The following is a 19,276-nucleotide window of genomic DNA, read 5'->3' on the forward strand; positions in this document are numbered from 1 at the left end:
TTTCATGTCTGCACCTCCTGCAAACGCAGCGCGCGCCTGGCTTCGCGTTTTTCGACAAAACCGCGCAGCAATACATAGAACACGGGCGTGAGCAGCAGACCGAAGAAGGTCACACCGAGCATGCCGCTGAACACCGCGACACCCATTGCATGGCGCATTTCGGCACCGGCACCGGAGCTGATTACCAGCGGTACAACACCCATGATGAAAGCAAAGCTGGTCATCAGAATCGGCCGCAGACGCAGGCGGCAGGCTTCGAGTACCGCGCTGACACGGTCCATGCCTTCTTCCTGTTTCTCCTTGGCGAATTCAACAATCAGAATCGCGTTCTTACAGGCCAGTCCGACCAATACGATAAGCCCGATCTGGGTGAAGATGTTGTTGTCGCCACCCGCCAGAACCACCCCGGTAATCGCCGAAAGCAGGGTCATCGGTACAATCAGGATCACCGCCAGTGGCAGGCTCCAGCTTTCGTACTGAGCGGCCAGCACCAGAAACGCCAGCAACACACAGAGTGGGAAAACAAACAGCGCCGTATTGCCCGCCAAGATCTGCTGATAGGTCAGTTCGGTCCATTCGTAGCTCATGCCGTTTGGCAGTTGCTCAGCCAGCAAACGCTCCATCGCCGCCTGCGCTTGCCCCGAGCTATAGCCGGGTGCTGCGCCGCCGTTGATTTCAGCGGTAATGAAACCGTTGTAATGCATGACCCGATCCGGCCCCGCGCTGTCACTGACCTTGATAAAGGTCGAGAGCGGCACCATTTCGCCACGGTTGTTGCGCACTTTCAGCTGGCCAATCTGGTCGGCGTCGACACGAAACTTCTGATCCGCCTGCACGTTAACCTGATAGGTGCGGCCAAAACGGTTGAAGTCATTGGCGTACAGCGAGCCCAGATACACCTGCATGGTGTCGAAGATATCGCTGATCGCCACGCCGTGGGTCTTGGCTTTGTCGCGGTCGATATCGGCATCGATCTGCGGCACATTCACCTGATAACTGGTGAACAGACCTGCCAGCTCAGGGTAGTCGTGGCTCTTGGCAATAACGTTCTGAACCTGCTTGTACAGCTCGTCGTAACCGAGGCCGCCACGGTCTTGCACCTGCACGCGGAAACCGCCAATCGTACCCAGGCCCTGTACTGGCGGCGGTGGGAAGATCGCAATGTAGGCATCCTGAATATCGGCAAACTTGGCGTTAAGGTCGGCAGCAATCGCGCTGGCCGAGAGGCTCGGGTCTTTGCGTTCATCGAATGGTTTCAGCGGGGTGAACACGATTCCGCTGTTCGGGCTGTTGGTAAAGCCGTTGATCGACAGACCCGGGAACGCCACGGTGTTCTCCACACCGGGATGCTCACTGGCAATTTGCGACATGCGTTTGATCACATCTTCGGTGCGATCAAGGCTGGCCGCATCCGGCAGTTGGGCAAAGGCGACCAGGTATTGCTTGTCCTGCGGCGGAACGAAGCCGGTGGGCGTGGTGGCGAAACCGAAATAGGTCAGAATCATCAAGCCGCCGTAGGTCAGCATGGCAATGCTGCTACTGCGCAGTACACGGGTCACCGTGCCAACGTAACCATGGCTGGCACGCTCGAACATGCGGTTGAACGGGGTGAACAGCCAGCCGCCAAAGACCCGCTCAAGCCCGCGCGAAAAGCGGTCCTTGGGCGCATCGTGGCTTTTCAGCAGTACCGCTGCCAGCGCGGGTGAAAGCGTCAGCGAGTTGAATGCCGAAATCACCGTCGAGATGGCAATGGTCAAGGCAAACTGTTGGTAGAACTGGCCGGTAAGCCCGGAGATAAACGCCGTGGGCACAAACACCGCGCAGAGCACTAATGCCGTGGCGACAATTGGCCCGGTGACTTCCTTCATTGCCTGCTTGGTGGCTTCGACCGGGGATTTGCCCAGGCCTATATTGCGCTCGACGTTTTCCACCACGACGATGGCGTCATCCACCACGATACCGATCGCCAGCACCAGGCCAAATAGTGAGAGCGCGTTGAGTGAGAACCCCATTAAATGCATGACCGCGAACGTACCGATCAACGACACCGGCACAGCAGCCAGCGGAATGATCGAGGCGCGCCAGGTTTGCAGGAACAGAATGACTACCAATACCACCAGCACCAGTGCTTCCAGCAAAGTGTGCACCACGGCTTCAATGGAGCCGCGAACGAAGATGGTCGGGTCGTAAACGATCTCGTAGTCGACGCCCTGCGGGAAGCTCTTTTTCAGCTCGGCCATGCGCTCGCGCACCGAATCGGAGATTTCGATGGCGTTGGAGCCGGGGCGCTGAAACACCGGAATCGCGACAGCAGGCTTGTTGTTCAGCAGCGAGCGCAAAGCGTATTTGCTGGAGCCCAGCTCTACCCGGGCGATGTCCTTGAGGCGGGTGATCTCACCGTTTTCGCCGGCGCGAATAATGATGTTCTCGAACTCTTCCTCAGAGACCAACCGGCCCTGTGTGTTGATAGACAACTGAAAACTGTTGTCGCTCGAGGTTGGTGGCGCACCCAATGAGCCGGCGGCAACCTGACGGTTCTGCTCGCGAATCGCGTTGACCACATCGGTCGCAGTGAGGTTGCGCGAGGCCACCTTGTTCGGGTCGAGCCACACACGCAGCGAATAGTTGCCCAGACCAAACAGCTGTACATCACCGACACCGTCGAGGCGCGCCAGCTCGTCTTTGACGTTTAGCGCGGCGTAGTTCGACAGGTACAGCATGTCGTAACGGTTATCCGGCGATGTCAGGTGCACCACCATGGTCAGGTCGGGCGAGGCTTTATCGACCGTCACACCCAAGCGCTGCACCTCGGTTGGCAAGGTTGGCATGGTTCGCGTTACGCGGTTTTGCACCTGAACCTGGGCGTTGTCGAGATCGGTGCCGAGGGCGAAGGTCACGGTCAGCGTCAGTGCGCCATCCGAGGTGGCCTGTGACGACATATAAAGCATGCCTTCAACGCCAACAATCGCCTGTTCCAACGGTGAGGCGACAGTTTCGCCGATTACTTTGGGGTTGGCGCCGGGGAAGCTGGTGCGCACCACAACCGTTGGCGGCACGACTTCCGGGTATTCGCTGATCGGCAGTTGAAACAGGGATATTGCGCCGGCTATCAAGATCAGCAGCGACAGAACCGCTGCGAAAATGGGCCGTTTGATAAAGAACTGAGAAAAATTCATGGGTCTCTACTCTTAACCGCGAGGTGCTGCGTTGGGTTGAGCAGGGCGCTCGGCGATGCCTTCGGCCGTGTTGACGGTCGAGTCCACTTGCTGACGAATACGGGCAAGGCTGGCCAGTGTTTCTTCATCGGCCATGGCGACTTTCTGCGGGTCTACCGTTGAGCCGGGCATGGCATGCTGCAAGCCGTTGACGACAATCTTGTCGCCTTTGGCCAGACCGCTGCGCACAACGCGCAGGCCTTCGACCTTGGGGCCTAATTCGATGGCGCGGTAATTCACGGTGTTGTCATCCGCGAGCACCAGCACGAACTTCTTGCCCAGATCGGTGCCGACGGCCTCGTCCTGAATCAGCATCGCCGAATAGGTATTGCTGCCCACCAGCTTCAGGCGTGCGTAAAGGCCCGGTGTGTATTCGCCCTGGCTGTTGTCGAACACGGCGCGACCGCGAATGGTGCCTGTTTGCGGATTGACCTGGTTATCCAGAAAGTCCAGTTTGCCGAGGTGTGGGAAGTCGCTTTCATTGGACAGGCCCAGATACACTGGGCTGGCGTCGCGGGTGTTCTTGCCGGCCTTTTGCGCCAGATCCACGTACTTGAGGAACGTCTGTTCGTCGGCATCGAAATAGGCGTAAACCTTGTCGGTTGAGACTACCGAGGTGAGCAGCGACTCGCTGGCCGTCACCAGATTGCCAGCGGTGATTTCAGCGCGGCTCACGCGCCCGTCAATCGGCGAGATAACGCGGGTAAAGCTCAGGTTCAGACGCGCGTTATCCAGCTCAGCCTGAATACCGGCAACATTTGCCTGTGCTTCCTGGGCGCTGCTGGTTCTGGCGTCTGCCAGTTCGGCGGAAATTGCATTGCTCTTGCGCAGGCGCTCGCCGCGCTGTGCTTCGCTGCGCGTACGGGCATACGCAGAGCGAGCCTGATTGAGCTGGGCTTCGAGGCGTTTGACCTCTGCATTGAAGGGGCGCGGATCGATTTGAAAGAGCAGGTCGCCTTTCTTTACCAGGCTGCCTTCGGCGAAAGCGACCTTGTCGATAAAGCCGGAAACACGCGGGCGAATTTCGACCGACTCAGGCGCCTCAAGGCGGCCGGTGAATTCATCCCACTCATTGATTGGTTGTTCGATAACTTCAGCGACGCTGACTTTAGCGGCGTGCTGCTGTTGTGAGGTTTGTTCGGTTTTTCCGCATGCACTGAGTACGACTGCTGCAAGCACTGCAAGTGGAAGGTGCCAGATCTTGGTGTTTGGCTGTTCCATGATGATCCCCGCCCGTGGGTTTATTGAATGGGCGGATTTTGCGGCGGGCTGCGGTCTTGAACGAATCGAACGGCGCGAAACTTACTATCGTTGAAAATGATTATGAGATACTCATTATTGTCACCGACCAATAGTAGGGCGAAGGCGTAATAGTTTATTAAGTTGCGCACCTTGATGGTGCGCTTTACAGGCTATCCGGGTCGCCAACAAACATCTGAATTCGTGAGCGCAGCCAGCGTTCGGCGGGATCGTTGTCCTGTGCACCGCGCCAGGCCATGTGTAATTCAAATGTTTTACTCTCAAATGGCAGCGGTTCCGTGCGCAGGCCTCCAGCCGCCGTAAGTGCCGCTGCGGTGTAATCCGGTACGCTGGCGACAATATCGGTGCCACTCAGCAGTGGGCCAAGCGCATTGAACTGCGGCACCGCCAGAACAACCCGGCGTTTGCGGTCGAGCTTTGCCAGCTCTTCATCAATAAAACCGCTGAGGTCGCCTGCAAATGAAACCAGTGCGTGTGGCCGCGCGCAGTAGTCGTCGAGCGACAACGGCCCCGGCACACTGTCTGCGCGCAGCAGTTTAGGCAGGCTGCGGCGCACCACTTTGCGCTTGGCATTGGCGGGCAAGTCTTCTGTGTAGCAAACCCCCACCGATATTTCGCCGGATGACAGCATGCCGGGCATTAACAGGTAATTGGTGCGCCTTACGACCAGCACCACGCCCGGCGCTTCGGCGCGCAAACGCTTGATCAGCGGTGGCAGCAGGCCGAACTCCACGTCATCCGACAGGCCGATACGAAACACCGCCGTGCTGGTGGTTGGGTCGAATTCAGACGCGCGGCTAACAGCCGTGGAAATGTAGTCGAGCGCGGGAGATAGCAGGCTGAAAATTTCCTGCGCACGCGGAGTGGGTTCCATGCTTCTGCCGGTGCGCACAAACAGCGGATCGTCGAACAGGCCGCGCAGGCGTGACAGCGATGCGCTGATCGCCGGCTGGCCGAGAAACAGTTTCTCGGCGGCGCGGGTAACGCTTCGCTCATGCATCAACGTTTCGAACACGATCAGAAGATTCAGGTCTACTCGGCGGAGATCGTTACGGTTCATCCGGCATCCATTCAGGCATTGTCTGTGCAGATTATTGCGCACTTCTGGCCATTGCGGCGCATTTCGCTTTAGCAATATAGCCGCGCAAGCGGTTAATATTGGACAGGGGTAACATCATCGCCAAGCATGATCAGTATTACTACAGGCAGATGGTGTTACTGACAAAGGCCCTATAAAGTTTGAGTCTAAAGGGGTCAACCGAAGAGGTTTTTGATGTCCCGTATCATCCGTTTCCATCAGTTTGGCGAGGCAGACGTCCTCAAAATCGAAGAGCGCTCGCGCCCTGCGCCTGCCGCTGGCGAAGTGTTGATCGGCGTCGAATCAATCGGAGTCAGCTGGCACGACGTACTGTGGCGGCAGAATCTGGCGCCAACAGCCGCACAATTGCCAGCGGGTTTGGGCTTCGAAGTCGCGGGCGTGATTCTGGCCGTCGGCGAGGGTGTAGATGATCTGGCTGTTGGCGATAAGGTCGCCAGCTTCCCGGCGCACAGCCCCAATGACTATCCGGCGTATGCGGACGAAGTGGTGTTGCCGCGTTGTTCTGTGACGCGCTACGCCGACAACCTGACTGCCGAGCAGGCCAGTGTGCACTTTCTGCCATCAATGGTTGGCTGGTTTGGTCTGGTCGAGTTGGCGCGCATCAAGGCGGGTGAAACCGTATTGGTGACGGCTGCCAACAAGTGCTGGGGGCCGTACGTCGTACAAATGGCCAAAGCACTGGGCGGGCAAGTGATCGCCGCGATTGATGACGCTGAAGACCGCGATTTTGTCCGCGAGCTTGGCGCTGATCATGTAATTGTCACCGAAGAGCAGGATCTGGTGACCCGTATCAACAAGCTGACCGACAACCGTGGCGTCAATATCGTCATGGATGCCTTGGGCGGGCCGACCATGTGCCTGCTTGGCGATGCTTTGGCACCGTGCGGGCGTCTGGTGTTGTACGGCTTGCAGGGCGGTAATGAAACGCCATTTCCGGCCTGTGCAGCGTTCCAGAAGAACATTCAGTTCTTTGTTCACTGCATCGGTAACTTTACCGGTAAGAAGGAGTTGGGCATCGAGCAGGATAAAGCCGCAGTGGCCAAAGCCTTGCAAGGCATCAATCAGCTGACGGCGGACGGCTTGCTGAAACCGCTGATTGATAAAACCTTTGCATTCAACAAGGTTGGCGCCGCGCATCAATACATGAGCACTTGCCCGAGCCGTGGCCGTGTAGTGCTGAACGTCTGATACCTGATGCTGGATTAAAAACGCCCTGACATGTTCAGGGCGTTTTTGTTTGTGCATGAAAAGCTGGCGGGTTTACTTCAAACCTTTGGGTTCAATGGCGTCGCTGTCGAACAGCGTTTCGAGTTCGGCACGGGCCTCTCTGGCGGTTTGAATCAGCGCAGCCTTGTCGCCATGCACTTTGTGCTGGGCGGCCAATACTTCTTCGTCATGGCGCTGGAAACGGCGCACCCGTGAGCTGGCTTGCTCTTCGCTGAGGCCCAGGCTGATTAGCGTCAGCCGGCTCATTTCGAGGCTTGAGTGGAAGGTTTCACGGACCACTTGCGCCTTAAGCTCGATCAGGCGATGAACGTTCTGCCGGTTGCGCGCTCGGGCAATGACTTTGACATGCGGATAGAGGTTGCGGACTAGCTCCACCACCTTGAAGTTGGTGTCGGGGTCATCACTGGCGACCACTACACATTCAGCTTTGCCGACCTGAGCGGCGCGGAGGATTTCCGGGCGCAGCGGGTCACCATAGAAGATTGGCATATTACCGATGCTGCGTTGCAGCTCGATACTGGCGATTTCGGTGTCCAGCGCGACAAAGGGCACACGCTGGGCGCGCAGAATACGCGCGATAATCTGGCCCATTCGGCCCATGCCGGCAATGACCACACGCGGCTCGTCACTGTCTATGTTGCGGTATTCATCCGGCACTTCGGGCTCGCTCACCGGCTGCGGCTTGCTCAAGCGGCTGGTCAGCAGCATCAGCAGCGGCGCCATTGCCATCGACAGAGTAATGGCGAGTATCAGCAGGCTGTGTACGTTCGGGGCGAACATGCCGTTGTCGTTGGCGATCTGGAACACCACGAAAGCGAATTCACCGCCACTTGCCAGCACAATACCCAAACGCAAGGCGCCCTGACGATCCAGATCACCGGCCAGACGGCCGACCGCATAGAGCACCGGCAGCTTTAACAGCACCAACAGCGCCGTGAGCCCCAGTACCATCAGCGGATTGGAGAGCAGCAAGCCGAGGTCCGCGGTCATTCCCACACTGATAAAGAACAGGCCCAGCAGCAGCCCCTTGAATGGCTCAATTTGCGATTCGAGTTCATGGCGGTATTCCGAGTCAGCCAGCAGCAAGCCTGCAAGGAATGCACCGAGTGCCATCGACACGCCTGCCAGTTCCATCAGCCAAGCTGTGCCGATTACCACCAGCAACGCGGTGGCGGTGGAGACCTCCTGCAAGTTGGTCTTGGCGACGATGCGAAACACTGGCCGCAACAGATACCGCCCGCCAACGACGACTACGCCGATACTGCCGAGCACTTTCAGCACCTGGCTGGTATCGCTGGCGTGCATGCTCATGTCGCTGGTGCCGCTGAGGATGGGAACCAGCGCAATCAGCGGGATTGCGGCGATGTCCTGAAACAGCAGAATGGCGAAGGCCAGACGGCCGTGGGGTTTGTTCAGCTCCTTGCGCTCGGCGAGCATTTGCAAGCCCAGGGCGGTGGAAGACAACGCCAACCCCAGGCCAAGAACCACCGCGGTGTTGAGTGACTGGCCAAAGGCATACATGGCCACCAGTGCAATCAGTAATCCGGTGAGCAGCACCTGCGCCATGCCGACGCCAAACACCGCTTTGCGCATCAGCCAGAGGCGCCGGGGGGAGAGTTCGAGGCCGATGATAAACAGCAATAACACCACGCCCAACTCGGAGATATGACCGACGCTTTGCGGGTCGCTGATTAAACCGAGTACCGAAGGGCCAATGACCACGCCCGCCAGCAAATAGCCCAAAACCGCGCCCAGTTGCAGGCGCTTGGCCAATGGCACTGCAACCACGGTGGCGACTAAAAACACCACAATGATTTGCAGTACGCTTGATCCTTCATGCATGGCAATTTCCTTGGTTTTGGTGTTGCCTAAACGCCCATATGGCCGGGCTAGCTAGGCACGTGTAAGGCCGATATTGTTAGCGCTAGGGCGCAGATGAATCGCCGTGGGCACCACGCTGCGCTCTCGGCTGGTTTTGGCAGCCGAGCAGGGTTTGAGGTGTGCATAGGTGTTGCCTAGTTTAACGGCTGCTTGCGATTTGCGCTGAGCTTGGACGATTGCCGCGCACTTGTTAGCGTATTTCTAACCCCAAGATCAGGCGCATGTTGGCGCACATGATCGTGCGGATTATACGGCTAACCGGGAACAGGGTTTGTGCTGCTGGGCGAGGCGCGTTAAAGCGTTGAGTCAGGCGTTAACAGTCGCTCCAGTTGGGTGCGCTCCCAAACGCTGAGAAACTCGAGCGGATCAGTGCCGCGGCGCTGCCAGCTTTCAAGTGAGGCGTGGCGCCCATCGGCGGCTGTGCAGTGCTGGCAGTGGGCGAGATGCCCAGCATCGACCAGCAACTTCAACTGCCAGCTATCGATCTCGACGGTAGCGAGTTGCTGGCCTGAGTCGCTTTGCGGTTCGCGCTTAATCAGAAGCCAATCGTGGCTACCAATCGCGGCGTCTTTCAGCAGCTGATAAACCTCGCGGGCATTTATCGGCATGGGATTATTCACAGCAGTCTTCCTGAACGATTTACTCGGCTAAGCTTGTGATTTCATGATGCCTGCAAGGTTTTTCCAGGCTATTTTTCTGCATGATAGCGGCGCGCTGTTCATTAGACTCTTTAACCTTAGACCCGTGGTCAGGAGGATCAGCATGCAAGCAAAACGTAAAGGCGCACGCGCATTGTTATTGGCGACGATGCTGGTGTCATCCATCGTTCAGGCCAGCGAGGCGTTGACTATTGACGTGCATCGCGACGCCAACTGCGGGTGCTGTAAAAAATGGATCGCACATCTTGAGTCCAACGGCATCACCGTGGTCGATCACGTCGAGCCAGACATGAGTGCCGTCAAACAACAACTTGGCGTACCGCCGCGCCTGTCGGCCTGCCACACCGGCGTTATCAACGGCAAGTTTGTAGAAGGCCATGTGCCGGCGCAACAGGTCATCGATTTGGCCAAACGCACCGATCTGGTTGGAATCGCAGTTCCGGGCATGCCGGCAGGATCACCGGGCATGGAGATGGGCGACGTACAGCAGGCTTATCAGGTCATTGGCCTGACGCAGGACGGGGCAGAGCAGGTCGTTGCCGATTATCCCGGGCGTTGATTGCACTGGGGCGAGACGATTGAACAATCAATCGGACACGTCTGTTTAGAGAATTTAAGGCCGTAAAATGAAGACAATCGCTGTGGTGTTATTTCAAGACCTGCTGCTGCTCGATGTTTCCGGGCCGGTTGAGGTCTTCTCGATTGCCAATCGCTACCTTGAACCAGACTGTCAGTATCAGATAACCACTATCGGGTCGGACGGCCTGTCAGTGCGCGCTTCAAACAGCATGACCCTGGCTGCAGATATGTCGATTGAGCAAGTGTCTGGGTCCTTTGATGTCTTGCTGGTCCCGGGTGGTCCCGGCGCTTATAACCAACATGATCCAGCACTTGATTGCTGGTTGAGCAAAATGTTCAGTCATGTCGGGCGTTTGGTTTCGATTTGCACGGGCGCCTTTATTCTAGGCAAGGCTGGGCTGCTTGATGGGCGGCATGTGACGACGCATTGGAACTATACCGAGCGACTGGCAAAACAATTTCCCCGCGCCCAAGTTGAAACAGACCGCATATTCATTCGCGACGGCAATTTGTATACCTCTGGCGGGGTTACCTCGGGGATCGATTTGGCTTTGTCGATTGTAGAGGAAGATCACGGCAAGGCCATTGCGCTTGCGGTGGCCAAAGTCCTGTTGGTTGTTATGACCCGGCAGGGCGGACAAATGCAGTTCAGTCCTCTGGTCGCCGATGTTGCGAAAGACGATACCCCGGTGTTCAGAGTCCGCAATTACGTGCTGGAGAATTTGGCCGAAGATTTGAACGTTGAGCGCATGGCCAGCTTAGCCTCGATGAGCGCACGCCATTTCACGCGGCTGTTCAGTCGGGAGCTGAATATGACGCCCATGGAGTTCGTTCAGAGTGCACGCATCGACAGTGCACGAAGACTCCTGGAAACCAGTGACTTGCCTTTAAAAACAGTGGCTTACCGAAGTGGTTTTGGCAGCGCCAGACGGATGCGCCACCTGTTTGTTGAGCGTTTGGGATTGCCGCCCAGCCAGTATCGCAGGCAGTTTTCTTAGTACGTCCGTATCAGACGCATCGTTGGCCGTATTGGGCCCCTATTGATCCATCCATGTCGCAGATTGTCTGCCAAGCTTTAGGCTGACACTGCTGATGGAGGAGTGCTGAGCACGTATTGACGTCGTGGCGATGGCGCTTGAAATATATGGATCACCCAAAGGGGCTGTGCATGGAAGGAGTACTGCGATTCAGTTCGTTCAGCTTCCATGTGCACAAGAGAATCATCTTCAAAGGCGATTGTCCGCTTCGGATCGGAAGCAAGGCGCTCGACATCCTGCATCTACTCCTTGAGCACGCAGGAGATATTGTCAGCAAGGAGTCAATAATCGCTCACGTCTGGCCTTCGACTGTTGTGGAAGAGTCAAATATGCGCGTGCACATTGCCGCCTTGCGCCGCGCGTTGGGTGACGGCGTAAATGGCCAGCGATTTATCATTAATGTTCCCCAGCGTGGCTACAGTTTTGTCGCCCAAGTTGAAGCTTCAGCTGATGGCCAAGCGGTCACTGAGTTATTTCAGTCGCCTCCTCTGAAACTCCCTGCACGCTTGTTTCAAATCAGAGGCCGCGACGCAATTATCGACCGGATGGTGCGGCTCATGCCGGGGCGACGCTTAACAACGGTGGTCGGTGCCGGCGGAATTGGCAAGACTACAGTGGCCGTTCGGGCTGCCGAGTTGTTGCAGGATTACTACACGGATGGAGTGATCTTCGTTGATCTTGCCGAAATTGATGACCCAGCGCTGGTATGCGTCCAGGTGTCTTTGGCATTGGGGCTGAGCAGCGAGCAGCCAGAACCTCTCTGCCGCTTTCTTGCTGATCGTCATTTACTGCTGCTAATGGATAACTGCGAGCACGTTATCGATGCCTGCGCCGAACTGGTGGAGACGTTGCTCAAAAGTGCCCCTCGATTGTCGGTTCTTGCAACCAGCCGTGAGCCGCTTCTGGTCAGTCTTGAATGTGTACAGCGTTTGCCTGCATTGAATATCCCAGGCAGCGCTCTTTATCTGAGTTGCGACAGTGCGCTTGGCTATTCAGCGGTTCAGCTGTTTGTCAGTCGCTTGGTTGCGCATCAGGAGGGATGCAGACTCCGCGACTGTGATGTGCCGGTGGTTGTCGATATTTGCCGTCGGCTGGAAGGCATACCTCTGGCGATTGAGCTCGCAGCATCTTATGTCAATGTGTTCGGTTTAAAGGGGCTGCTTGCTCAGTTGGACAGTTGTTTCTGGTTGTCGATGCAGGGCGCACGCACGGCCTTGCCTCGCCATCATTCGCTGCGCGCTTCGCTGGAGTGGAGTTATCGGTTGCTGACGCCAATCGAGCAGATCATTTTCCAGCGTTTTGCAACCTTCGAGGAGGCCGTCACGCTTGAGCAGGCGATTGCCTTGATTGGTTGCAAGTCAGTCACTGAGGCGGACATTTTTGACGCCGTGGTGCAACTGGCTGCCAAGTCTTTACTGGCCATCGAGATGGGTAAAGAGGTGGTGCATTATCGCCTGCTTAATTTCACCCGCGTCTATGCATTGGAAAAGCTCAGCGAAAGTGCTGATTTTCGGATAAACAACAAACGTTACGCCCATCGCCAGCCCTCACACGCCGCCAAAAAATACGCGCTGTAATAACGCTGACCGCCGCTGTCAGCGTTTATAGCCAGTGAATATGCCTGCGTTATATCCCTTCTCTTGAGTCATTCGCGGCTTCCCGGCACCGATTGATTTGGTCGTTTCCCTGTGTTGTTAAACCCATCCTCAACAGCGCCATCCGCGGGTGGGCGTCACTTTCTGTGGGTGTAAACAACTGCTTTGCAGGGTGCATGTATAGCGTTCATTAACAGCTGTTAAGCAGCGCCTAATGACAATTAACAACCCTTAACTGGTCAATTTTTCTCTGCGCTTTGAAGATGATTTCTCGCATGCAGTCGCGAGTCCCAGAAAGCCCCCGCAGGGCGTTTCGGTATTCATTAACCTCAGTTCGAGAGAAAAGTCATGGCCATGCAAAAGTATTTATCAACCGTTGCAATGAGTGTCTCGGCGAGCGCTGCGCTTGCTGCCGGAAGCCCGGGAGTCGAACAGGATACCCAGGCATTTTTGGAGGCCCTTGCTGCAGGTGGGGGCAAGCCCCTTGAGCAGATGACGCCCAAAGACGCGCGAGCAGTTCTGGTGGGCGCGCAAGCGTCGGTAAAGGTCGATTTGTCGGGAACACAGGTCGAAGACAAAACCATTGAAGTAGATGGCAAACCGCTAAAACTGGTTATTGTGCGCCCGGCGGGTGCCAACGCAACGCTGCCAGTATTCATGTTCTTCCACGGCGGCGGCTGGGTACTGGGTGACTATCCAACCCATGAGCGGCTTATTCATGATCTGGTGGTGAACTCGGGCGCGGTGGCGGTGTATGTCGATTACACCCCGTCCCCGGAGGCGCATTACCCAACCGCAATCAATCAGGCATACGCAGCGACTCAATGGGTCGCCGAGCACGGCAAGGAGATTGGCGTGGATGCCTCGCGGCTGGCGGTTGCGGGCAATAGTGTCGGCGGCAACATGGCCGCGGTTGTCAGCCTCATGGCCAAGGACAAGGGCACGCCCACCATCAAGTTCCAGGCGCTGCTCTGGCCTGTCACCGATGCCAATCTGGAAACAGCCTCATACAACCAGTTTGCCCAAGGGCATTTCCTTACCAAGCCACTGATGAAGTGGTTCTGGGACAACTACACCACGGACGATAAGCAGCGTTCAGATCTGTACGCCTCTCCGCTGCGTGCGAACAGTGAACAACTCAAGGGGCTCCCGCCTGCACTGATTCAGACCGCCGAGTTCGATGTGCTGCGTGATGAGGGTGAAGCCTATGCACGCAAGCTTGATGCCGCCGGGGTGGACGTCACTGCAACTCGTTACAACGGCATGATCCACGATTTTGGTTTGCTCAATCCGCTGGCGCATATCAGTGGTGCGCAGTCGGCAATGCTGCAAGCAGGTGCGGAGCTGAAGAAGCACCTGAAATAAGCCCCATTACTCCCGTTAAACCACCCAGAGGACACCATCATGGCGACTGCTAAAGCTGCACCCGGCAAGACACTTTTGAACCCTAATGATCACACCCTGATCATGATTGATCATCAATCACAGATGTCGTTTGCGACCAAGTCGATTGATGCCGTGACCCTGCGCAATAACGCCGCATTGGTGGCTAAAGCTGCCAAGGAGTTTGGGGTTTCAACCATTCTTACAACGGTTGCCGAGAAGAGCTTCTCTGGCCCGATTTTCAACGAGATCAAGTCGGTTTTTCCCGACTACAACGTCATCGACCGTACCAGTATGAACACTTGGGAAGATGAGCGTATCTCGGTTGAAGTCAACGCCGCCGGAAAACAGAAAATTGTCTTGGCAGGTTTGTGGACCTCTGTGTGCATCGTGGGGCCTGCGCTCTCGGCGATTGATCAGGGCTTCGATGTTTATGTCATCGCCGATGCCTGCGGAGACGTGTCCGATGAAGCTCATCAAATGGCGATGCAGCGCATGATCCAGATCGGCGCACGGCCCATGACCTCTTTGCAGTATTTGCTGGAGTTGCAACGCGACTGGGCACGCGGTGAAACCTACGATCAAACGGTTAAAACCTCTATCGAGCATGGCGGTGCGTATGGCCTTGGCCTGATTTACGCCAAGACCATGTTCAATGCGTCTGAGGGTCACTAAGGCTTCGGCGCCGCGCCAAGGTGCGCTCAATTCAACACTGCATCGGGTTATTCACATGCGAAATTCGGCTGTTGACTGGGCGCTCTTATGGCTCAGGGCGAGTGCTTCGATCCTGCTGCTGCAAGTGCACGGCTTACCCAAGTTGCTGCACTTCAGCCAGCAGGCAGAAGTAATCGAAGATCCCTTTGGTCTGGGTGGAGCCTTGACCGTCAGCTTGGCGATATTTGCCGAGGTGCTGTGTCCGCTGCTGATTGTGCTCGGTTTGTTTACCCGGCTGGCCTGTTTGCCGGTGGTGTTCCTGCTGTTGGTCTCTGTGTTTTTGGTGCATCCGCAGTGGAGTTTTGAGCAAGCGCAGTTTGCCTGGTTGTTGTTAATCATCTTCAGCACTTTGGCGATCACCGGTGGTGGCAATCTTGCGCTCGGCCCCAGAGTTTTTGAACCAGGCAGCGCTTTGGCGTCGATCAACTAGCGTATTTGAAGATTCTGGGAGATGCGATGGACGAGCCCGAAATAGTCACTCTGATCGTGCGTCACCGGGTTAAAGCCGGACAGCAGCCCGCTTATGAGAAATGGTTGCGGCGCACGACTCAGATTGCCAGCACCTACCCTGGGCACTTGGGGGTCAATGTGATCAGGGATGCTGACCGGTTTGTTTGCGTACTGCGTTTTGTCGGCACCGGGGAGTTGCAGTGCTGGCTGGATTCCAGTGAACGGCGACATTTGATCGAGGAAGTGCAGCCGTTGCTGGCGGATGGCGACCAGATTCAGGTCGAAGCCAATCGCGAGTTCTGGTTTACCCCAACGGCGAACGAGCCGCCGGCACGCTGGAAACAAGCCTGTATTACCTTTTGGGTGATCTTGCCCTTGAGCCTGGTGGTGCCTCTGTTGTGGCAACCGCTCTTTGCCAGATTGCCCCTGCTCGGTGGGTATTTTCTCAGCAATGCCCTGATCACCCTGAGCATTGTGCTTCTGGTTGTTTATTTGTTCATGCCGCGGGTGACAGCGTTATTTGCCAATTGGCTCAAGCCACGCTGAGTAAGCCACGCGTTTTAGTCGGCGAGTGTGAGTACGCCCGTCATCAGCTTGTTGCCGGCGATACCTGAAAGACCATGCCTGTTTAGTTCAACGACGGGCCGCAGGTGTATTGCCAGACACATTTAAGGAGATAGCCATGAGCGCCGATCTGATTCTTTTCAATGGCCGTTTGCATACCGTGGACCGCGACAACCCGCATGCGACGGCTGTTGCCATCAAGGATGGTCGTTTTGTTGCAGTGGGCAGCGACGCCGATGCGATGAGCATGCGCGGCAGTTCCACGCAGTTGATCGACCTGCAGCGGCGTACGGTTGTACCCGGCCTCAATGACTCGCACTTGCACCTGATTCGTGGCGGCCTCAACTACAACCTTGAACTGCGCTGGGAGGGCGTGCCGTCTCTGGCTGACGCCTTGCGGATGCTCAAGGCGCAAGGCGATGTGACACCCGCGCCGCAGTGGGTGAGAGTGGTGGGTGGCTGGAACGAATTCCAGTTTGCCGAGAAGCGTATGCCAAGCCTTGATGAACTTAATCAGGCGGCGCCCGACACCCCGGTCTTTGTGCTGCATCTTTACGACCGCGCCTTGCTCAATCGCGCTGCTCTGCGCGTGGTGGGCTACGACCGCAACACCCCCAATCCGCCAGGCGGCGAAATTCAGCGCGATGCCAATGGTGAGCCAACCGGCATGTTGGTTGCCAAGCCGAATGCGATGATTCTTTACTCAACCCTGGCCAAGGGACCAAAGCTGCCGCTTGAGTATCAGGTGAACTCAACCCGCCAATTCATGCGCGAGTTGAACCGGCTTGGGGTTACCAGCGCTATTGATGCTGGCGGTGGCTTTCAGAACTATCCCGATGACTATGCGGTGATTGAAGAGCTGGCCAAAGCTGATCAGCTGACCGTGCGTATTGCTTACAACTTGTTTACCCAACGGCCCAAGGAAGAGCTGGAGGACTTCAAGAGCTGGACTGGTTCGGTAAAGCTGCATCAGGGCGATGATTTTCTCCGGCACAACGGTGCAGGGGAGATGCTGGTGTTCTCTGCGGCTGACTTTGAAGACTTTGTCGAGCCGCGCCCGGATCTTGCTGCAAACATGGAAGATGAGCTGGAGCCTGTTGTGCGCCACCTAGTTGAACACCGCTGGCCGTTCCGGCTGCATGCAACCTATGACGAATCTATTTCGCGGATGCTCGATGTGTTCGAGAAAGTTGACCGTGATATTCCGTTCAACGGGTTGCCGTGGTTCTTCGATCACGCAGAAACCATTACCCCGCGCAATATCGAACGTGTGCGCGCGCTGGGTGGCGGTATCGCGATTCAGGACCGAATGGCGTTTCAGGGCGAGTATTTTGTCGATCGTTATGGCAAACAGGCGGCTGAACAAACGCCGCCCATTCAACGCATGCTTGCTGAGGGTGTGCCTGTTGGCGCCGGTACTGATGCCACGCGAGTCTCCAGTTACAACCCGTGGACCTCGCTCTACTGGCTGGTGAGTGGCAAGACTGTCGGGGGGATGGCGCTCTATCCGCAAGGCCTTTCACGTGAAACCGCGCTGCAGTTATTCACCCATGGCAGCGCCTGGTTTTCGTCAGAACAGGGCAAGAAGGGACAGATCAAGGTTGGCCAGCTGGCGGACATGATTGCCCTGTCGGCTGACTACTTTACGGTCGATGACGAGGCCGTAAAGTGGATCGAGTCGGTGCTAACAGTGGTGGGTGGCAAGGTGGTTTACGGCGCAGATGAGTTCGACAGGTTGTCGCCGCCGTCAGTCCCCGTCATGCCGGACTGGTCACCCGTGGTCAATGTTCCGGGGCATTGGCGCCCATCGGCCCCGCAGGCATTGCAGGTTCATCAATGTGCAGGCGCTTGCGGTGTGCATGCCCACAGCCATGAAAAGGCGCGTCTGTCCACAGTCCCTGTAAGTGATTTTCAGGGGTTCTGGGGTGCATTCGGCTGCTCCTGCTTTGCCTTCTGAGGTGCGTAGCATGGCGCAGTCATCGGCTTGGAGCCCGCTCGGATACAAAACCTTTCGCTGGCTGTGGCTGGCCAGCATCGCCTCCAATATTGGCACCTGGATGCATGAGGTTGGGGCGGGCTGGTTGATGACCTCGCTATCAGCCAGCCCGCTGAATGTGGCGCTGGTGCAGGTTGCAGGCAGCGCCCCGATGTTCTTCCTGGCGCTGCCGGCGGGTGCCATGGCCGACATTGTTGACCGACGCCGTTACTTGCTGACGGTGCAGGTGTGGATGGCCGGGGTTGCAATGGCTTTGGCGTTGCTGACCTTGAGTGGCCAGATGACCGTCACGCTGCTGCTGGTGCTGACATTGTGCATGGGCATCGGCACCGCGTTGATGATGCCAGCATGGTCGGCTCTGACACCGGAGTTGGTCGATAAAGCTGATTTGCCCGCGGCGATTGCCTTGTCGAGTGTCGGGGTCAATGTCGCCAGGGCAATTGGCCCTGCCATCGCAGGTGTGCTGGTAAGCATGAGCGGGCCGTGGGCAACATTTGCGCTCAATTCGTTGTCATTCTTCGCGGTCATTGCCGTGCTGCTGTTCTGGCGCCGCGAGGTGACACCCGCGGTACTTCCGGCAGAACGGCTATGGGGCGCAATCCGTGCGGGTTGGCGCTACAGCCGGGCTTCGAAGTCGTTGCAGGCAGTTCTGGTACGCGCCTTTGCGTTCTTTCTGGGGGCCAGCGGCGGTATGTCGTTGCTCCCGCTGATCGTGCGCCAGGAATTGCATGGCAGCGCCGCAGATTTCGGCCTGCTGCTTGGCAGTGTTGGCGTGGGGGCTGTTACAGGCGCAACACTTTTGCCGAAGGTGCGCGAGAAGGTAAGCGCCGACTGGCTGGTTGTGGGCGCCAGTGTGCTCTATGCGCTGGTAATTCTTGCCCTGGCTTTTGTGCGCGATTTTCGGTTGCTGCTGCCCGTTATGTTTATCAGTGGAACCGCTTGGATAGCCGTGCTGTCGTCTTTGCAGGTGGCGGCGCAAACGGCGGTTCCGAGCTGGGTACGCGCCCGCGCCTTATCCGTTTATATCCTGGTGTTCTTCGGCAGCATGGCCAGCGGAGGCTTGTTGTGGGGTTATGTCGTCAGTCAAAGCTCGATTGTTTATGCCCTCTGTTTTGCCGCCATTGCATTGCTGTTGGGGATTTGCATGACGGCCTATTTCAAGCTGCCAGTCACCGAAGCGGAAGACTTAGCGCCCTCGTTGCATTGGCCGGTGCCCGTTCTGCTGGACGGACAAAGCCCGGATCAGGGGCCGGTCATGGTCACAGTTGAATACCAGATCGCAGCCGATGACTGGCCTACATTTCAGCAGGCCATGAACGAGGTTCGGCGAATGCGTCGGCGCAATGGCGCCTTCTCGTGGGGGCTGGTGCAAGACACCGAGAACAGGCAGCGCTGGCTGGAAGTCTTCTATGACGAGTCGTGGCTTGAGCACTTGCGCCACCACAACCGGGTGACACGGGCCGAGCAGAGAATAGAGGCTCAGGCCAGGCGATTGCAGATCGCTGGTGTTCCCGTGCAAGTCCGCCACTTGCTGGCAGGGCAGACGTTATAAACCTGAGGTTTTGCGTAACTGGCTGCTTTCTACCGAGCTGGAACGAGCGCCAGTAGATTCAATCA

15 protein-coding genes are annotated in these 19,276 nt (G+C 56.9%); 10 read left to right on the forward strand and 5 right to left on the reverse strand.

Going from position 1 to position 19,276, the window contains the following annotated elements; translation table 11 throughout:
* Positions 1-2: 2 nt before the first annotated feature.
* The 3 genes from FEZ62_RS15050 to FEZ62_RS15060 all read right to left on the reverse strand — a co-directional run bounded on the left by FEZ62_RS15050 (position 3) and on the right by FEZ62_RS15060 (position 5,535).
* A complete protein-coding gene (locus FEZ62_RS15050) occupies positions 3-3,176 on the reverse strand; it encodes an efflux RND transporter permease subunit (protein WP_172928606.1) in 3,174 nt (1,057 codons plus the stop codon).
* 12 nt (positions 3,177-3,188) lie between these two features.
* Positions 3,189-4,436, reverse strand: a complete 1,248-nt coding sequence (gene mexE / locus FEZ62_RS15055; protein ID WP_069899439.1) for a multidrug efflux RND transporter periplasmic adaptor subunit MexE — start codon at positions 4,434-4,436, stop codon at positions 3,189-3,191.
* Between the two features lie 184 nt (positions 4,437-4,620).
* On the reverse strand, positions 4,621-5,535 hold the full coding sequence (locus tag FEZ62_RS15060; RefSeq protein WP_090508868.1) for a LysR family transcriptional regulator: 915 nt from the start codon (positions 5,533-5,535) through the stop codon (positions 4,621-4,623).
* Between the two features lie 213 nt (positions 5,536-5,748).
* Between FEZ62_RS15060 and FEZ62_RS15065 the strand changes: the two genes are divergently transcribed.
* A complete protein-coding gene (locus FEZ62_RS15065; protein WP_172928608.1) occupies positions 5,749-6,762 on the forward strand; it encodes a zinc-dependent alcohol dehydrogenase family protein in 1,014 nt (337 codons plus the stop codon).
* A 72-nt stretch (positions 6,763-6,834) separates the two neighbouring features.
* Here the strand turns inward: FEZ62_RS15065 and FEZ62_RS15070 are convergent, their stop codons facing one another.
* Both FEZ62_RS15070 and FEZ62_RS15075 read right to left on the reverse strand, forming a co-directional pair.
* Positions 6,835-8,643 (reverse strand): monovalent cation:proton antiporter-2 (CPA2) family protein, encoded by a 1,809-nt coding sequence (locus tag FEZ62_RS15070; protein WP_172928610.1) that lies wholly within the window; start codon positions 8,641-8,643, stop codon positions 6,835-6,837.
* A 332-nt stretch (positions 8,644-8,975) separates the two neighbouring features.
* On the reverse strand, positions 8,976-9,302 hold the full coding sequence (locus tag FEZ62_RS15075; RefSeq protein ID WP_345940450.1) for a hypothetical protein: 327 nt from the start codon (positions 9,300-9,302) through the stop codon (positions 8,976-8,978).
* Positions 9,303-9,444: 142 nt separating this feature from the next.
* On the opposite strand from FEZ62_RS15075, the gene FEZ62_RS15080 reads away from it, so the two are divergent.
* From FEZ62_RS15080 to FEZ62_RS15120, 9 genes are all read left to right on the forward strand, one after another.
* Positions 9,445-9,900, forward strand: a complete 456-nt coding sequence (locus FEZ62_RS15080; RefSeq protein ID WP_172928612.1) for a DUF411 domain-containing protein — start codon at positions 9,445-9,447, stop codon at positions 9,898-9,900.
* Positions 9,901-9,967: 67 nt separating this feature from the next.
* Positions 9,968-10,918 carry a GlxA family transcriptional regulator gene (locus FEZ62_RS15085; protein WP_172928614.1) on the forward strand — a complete coding sequence of 317 codons (951 nt, stop codon included), beginning with the start codon at positions 9,968-9,970 and terminating at the stop codon, positions 10,916-10,918.
* Between the two features lie 170 nt (positions 10,919-11,088).
* Positions 11,089-12,534, forward strand: coding sequence for a winged helix-turn-helix domain-containing protein (locus FEZ62_RS15090; protein WP_172928616.1), 1,446 nt, complete (start codon positions 11,089-11,091; stop codon positions 12,532-12,534).
* 366 nt (positions 12,535-12,900) lie between these two features.
* The gene (locus FEZ62_RS15095) at positions 12,901-13,917 is read left to right on the forward strand and encodes an alpha/beta hydrolase (RefSeq protein ID WP_172928618.1); all 1,017 of its coding nucleotides are present in this window, start codon (positions 12,901-12,903) and stop codon (positions 13,915-13,917) included.
* Positions 13,918-13,956: 39 nt separating this feature from the next.
* Positions 13,957-14,610 carry a hydrolase gene (locus tag FEZ62_RS15100; protein WP_172928620.1) on the forward strand — a complete coding sequence of 218 codons (654 nt, stop codon included), beginning with the start codon at positions 13,957-13,959 and terminating at the stop codon, positions 14,608-14,610.
* A gap of 55 nt (positions 14,611-14,665) precedes the next feature.
* Positions 14,666-15,079: a DoxX family protein gene (locus FEZ62_RS15105; protein ID WP_172928622.1), complete on the forward strand. Its 414-nt coding sequence runs from the start codon at positions 14,666-14,668 to the stop codon at positions 15,077-15,079.
* Positions 15,080-15,105: 26 nt separating this feature from the next.
* Entirely contained in the window at positions 15,106-15,645 is a 540-nt protein-coding gene (locus FEZ62_RS15110) for an antibiotic biosynthesis monooxygenase (protein WP_172928624.1), read from the forward strand.
* A 136-nt stretch (positions 15,646-15,781) separates the two neighbouring features.
* Positions 15,782-17,620, forward strand: a complete 1,839-nt coding sequence (locus FEZ62_RS15115) for an amidohydrolase (protein WP_172928626.1) — start codon at positions 15,782-15,784, stop codon at positions 17,618-17,620.
* Positions 17,621-17,630: 10 nt separating this feature from the next.
* Entirely contained in the window at positions 17,631-19,211 is a 1,581-nt protein-coding gene (locus FEZ62_RS15120) for an MFS transporter (protein WP_172928628.1), read from the forward strand.
* The last annotated feature ends 65 nt before the right edge of the window (positions 19,212-19,276 follow it).

The organism is Pseudomonas sp. MS19, from assembly GCF_013277615.1.
In the GTDB taxonomy this organism is placed as follows: Bacteria; Pseudomonadota; Gammaproteobacteria; order Pseudomonadales; family Pseudomonadaceae; genus Aquipseudomonas; species Aquipseudomonas marincola.